Annotated in this window: 4 protein-coding genes; 3 read left to right on the forward strand and 1 reads right to left on the reverse strand. The window is 40.9% G+C overall.

From position 1 onward, the window contains the following. The coding region (locus G322_RS0117985) for a DUF1499 domain-containing protein (RefSeq protein ID WP_022943077.1) at positions 1 to 232 on the forward strand (232 nt) is incomplete at its 5' end. 210 nt (positions 233 to 442) lie between these two features. On the opposite strand, the gene G322_RS0117990 is transcribed toward G322_RS0117985, so the two are convergent. Beyond that, positions 443 to 1,384 carry a LysR family transcriptional regulator gene (locus G322_RS0117990; protein WP_022943078.1) on the reverse strand — a complete coding sequence of 314 codons (942 nt, stop codon included), beginning with the start codon at positions 1,382 to 1,384 and terminating at the stop codon, positions 443 to 445. Positions 1,385 to 1,564: 180 nt separating this feature from the next. On the opposite strand from G322_RS0117990, the gene G322_RS0117995 reads away from it, so the two are divergent. Both G322_RS0117995 and G322_RS0118000 read left to right on the forward strand, forming a co-directional pair. After that, positions 1,565 to 1,750 carry a hypothetical protein gene (locus G322_RS0117995; RefSeq protein WP_022943079.1) on the forward strand — a complete coding sequence of 62 codons (186 nt, stop codon included), beginning with the start codon at positions 1,565 to 1,567 and terminating at the stop codon, positions 1,748 to 1,750. Further along, entirely contained in the window at positions 1,750 to 2,964 is a 1,215-nt protein-coding gene (locus G322_RS0118000; RefSeq protein ID WP_022943080.1) for an MFS transporter, read from the forward strand. The genes G322_RS0117995 and G322_RS0118000 overlap by 1 nt, the downstream gene beginning before the upstream one ends. Positions 2,965 to 3,732: the final 768 nt, after the last annotated feature.

Consider the following 3,732-nt stretch of genomic DNA (forward strand, 5'->3'; position numbering starts at 1 on the left):
GGTGCTAGCCACTTTGAACACGATGGGAAACAATGAGTTGCAAGCTCAAGAAAGTCACTACCTCTATTCTGTGTTCACGACAGGCGTTTTTCATTTTCACGATGATGTTGAAATACTGCTTGATGAGCAAACTAAACTGGTTCATTTTCGATCCCAGTCTCGTGCTGGTCATTCCGATTTAGGTGTTAACCGCAAGCGCTACGAGCAATTTAAAGCTATTTATAACAAATAGCCCCTAGTATTTATTACCTAAGAACTATCTTATTGTTAGCGAAGGCATGGGGCTTGTCTTTCAAGTTAATATTCATTTCTAACCCGCTATGGGGCAAAGCGATCTAGAGCTTTTGCACTAATTATCTGTTGATACTACTCCATTTAAATTTAAAAAAGGCAAGACGCAACCCTATTGGTTTCCTTTGATCTTGCAAGTCCATATGAATAACTATAACAATCCCATCTCCTGCACGCGTTTATCGATTAATTGGCCACATTGTTCTTTTAATAAATTACGCAACCAGACTTGTTCGGCGGAGTGTTCACAGCGCGGGTGCCAGATAAGTGAATATTCGAAAGGTTTAAACTCAAAAGGTAACGGTTTCACAATCAGATCATGTTTTTCCGCGACTAAATAAGCTAGATCGGCAGGCACGGTAATAATCAGAGGCATTTTATCAACAATTGCTAGTGCAGCCTCTAAATGATAAGCGCGTAATACGGTTTTAGGTTTTTGATAACCATTAAGAGCGCTATCAATAAGTGCTTTTACGCCATCACTAATCGCAATTAATGCATGTGGATAAGCAAGATAATCCGCTAAGGTTATCTCTTTGCCTGCAAGTGGGTGAGATTTAGATAACATGCAAAATACACTCACTAAACCCAGTTTTTGATGCACTAAAGGCTCAATGCTATGCGCTGGGCGACAGATTGCCATGTCGCAACCTCCTGAGCTTAATTGGTTAAGCATTTTGTCTTGCTGAAGCGGTGGAAACTCCAGTGAGATATTAGGTGCTTGTTCATAAATGCGTGGTAATGCGTAGGGCAAAATAGTTTGCATCGCATAATCCGTTGTTGCGATGGTAAAATGCTGCTTACACAACTTCGGGTCAAAATCAGTCGGTGACAGTAAAACCCGCAGTGACTCTAAGGGCTGATTAACGGCATTACTTATCTCGATAGCCCGTTGTGTTGGCTGAAGGTGTTGCCCTTGGCGAATAAAAAGAGGGTCATTAAGCAATACTCTTAATCTGCCTAAGACGCGGCTCATCGCTGATTGGCTCAAATTAAGCCTTACTGCACTGCGTCTGACACTGCCTTCTTCTATGAGTACTTTTAACGCAATTAATAGGTTTAAATCTCGACGGTAAACCTCTTCTAGTTCCATACACTCACCCATATTACTGTTTATAACTGAGGTTTTACTTTAACCCCTCTGGAATGACAAATTGTACCTGATATTTATAATAGTTGCGTTTTATGCATGTGGATTGTGATTTTTTATCATTTGTTTCATCTACTGCCTTTGTTTATTATCCCGCCAACTTTTACTTAATAGGAAACGGGTATGTTGTCACAATCACTTTTTGCACAGCTAGTACGTTTGTTACTACTGCTACTGGTGACACTGTTTGTTGTGCATCACAACCAGCCCTTGATTGATGCGCTCGCAAAACATGCAACAAGTGGTGGTTGTCATCAACAAAACTTACCTAAGCAACATATTAACCATCAACATAGGCAACATCATTAATGAGCATTTTTCGTTTCCCTCTTTTAGTGTGGGCAGGTATTGCCATATTAATCGTCAGTTTAGGCATTAGGCAGTCCTTTGGTATTTTTATGTTACCGATTTCAGAGACCTTTAATACTGGACGTGAATTTTTCAGCTTCACTATCGCACTTCAAAATCTGTTATTTGGTGTGTTCCAACCCTTTGTTGGTATGGCATCGGACCGTTGGGGGCCCAAGCGCATCATTATTTTAGGTGCACTCTCTTATGCGGCCGGTCTGTATTTAACCTCAATAACAACGGATCCTAGCTGGTTATATATATCGCTTGGTGCTTTGGTTGGTTTTGGTTTAAGTGCAACCAGTTACGTTATTGTGCTTGGCGCCGTTGCACGTGTTGTACCGGCCGAGCATACGGCAAAAGCATTTGGATTAACCACAGCAGTGGGATCATTTGGTATGTTTGCAGTGATCCCAGGGGCACAATCACTGTTAAGTAATGTTGGCTGGCAGAGTGCATTACAAGTATTTGCATTATTGTGTTGCTTGATTATCGCCTTTGCTTCATTCATAAAAACCAATAAAATTTTAGGCTCAGAAAATACGCCTATTGATGATAATCAAACCTTAAAAGAAGCGCTCAAAGAAGCCTTTTATCATCGTGGTTATTGGTTAATTCATGCAGGTTTTTTTGTCTGTGGTTTTCACGTTATGTTTATTGCTACACACTTGCCGAGTTACCTTGCTGATAAAGGGCTATCAGTTGCCACGGCCGCCATGGCGTTAGCTTATGTGGGTATCTTTAATATTTTTGGTTCTTACTTCTGGGGCGTAATGGGCGATAAATTCGATAAACGTTATGTGATGACATCGTTATATCTAATCCGTTCGCTAGTGATTGCCGCGTTTGTGGTATTACCTGTGACTATTGATACGGCCACAATTTTTGGTGCCGCTATTGGTTTTTGTTGGTTAGGCACTGCGCCACTCACCTCCGGTTTAGTGCGCCAGATTTTTGGGGCGCGTTATATGTCTACATTATATGGACTGGTCTTTTTTTCTCATCAGCTGGGCAGTTTTTTAGGGGCTTGGGTTGGTGGGTTAGTTTACGACTATTACGGATCTTATGAGCCTATTTGGTGGACAACCGTTGTAATGGCACTTGTTGCCGCACTGCTTCATCTACCGATTAATGATCGCCCCGTGCCTCGTTTAAATGCGATGGCGACAGCCTGAATATATACCCGTTATCATTCAAGGTGAAAAATTCAGCAAGCTGTGAGGTGAACAGGTTCTAGGCAGAAAGTTGAAGGTCTAACTAGTTCAATCGATAGAGGATTAACGTCTTTTTGTTAATCTCTCGAAAGGTCATCATACTGCGCCTTGCCTTAGTGTCCGAGCTGACGACTGAATAAAGCACTTTGATTGATAACGGGTATAAGTTGGGAAGTTGCACTGAAAACTGCTAAACACAATGCCATTGTGTTTAGCAGTATTTTTTGAATAATTTATTAAGGTTGCAACCAGTACAGCTACGTTTATTTGTTAAAACAATAATGCCCATAGGGTCGCGTCTTGCCTTTTGCCTTTTTAAATTAATATTCATTTCTAAGGCTTTGGGGTGAAAGCGAGTTACAAAGTACATAGGAAATGTGGTGATAACTTAAAAACTGCTATCTAAGCAATTAGATAGCAGTTTTGTATTTCTAGTATTGATAATGATATGACCTCTGACTGCTAACCTTTGATGGCAGACTCTGTATATCACGGGCTGTTGCCCCTATCTGCTTTTACAAAGAGGGGGCGACTAGCAAAGAAATATCGGTATTATTACTTGCCAACAAAAGCGATAACCACTTTGTCGTTATCTAATGTGCGCGTAAAAACATAAGCACTTTTTTGTTTAATAACGTCATGTTGACCAGCCCCAATTGCAGGGTGTGCTTTTCTAAATTGTCCAATAGTTTGCCAGTGTTTGAGCAGTGCCTGGCGCTCTTTGTCTAA

This window comes from Psychromonas hadalis ATCC BAA-638 (assembly GCF_000420245.1).
Classification (GTDB): domain Bacteria; phylum Pseudomonadota; class Gammaproteobacteria; order Enterobacterales; family Psychromonadaceae; genus Psychromonas; species Psychromonas hadalis.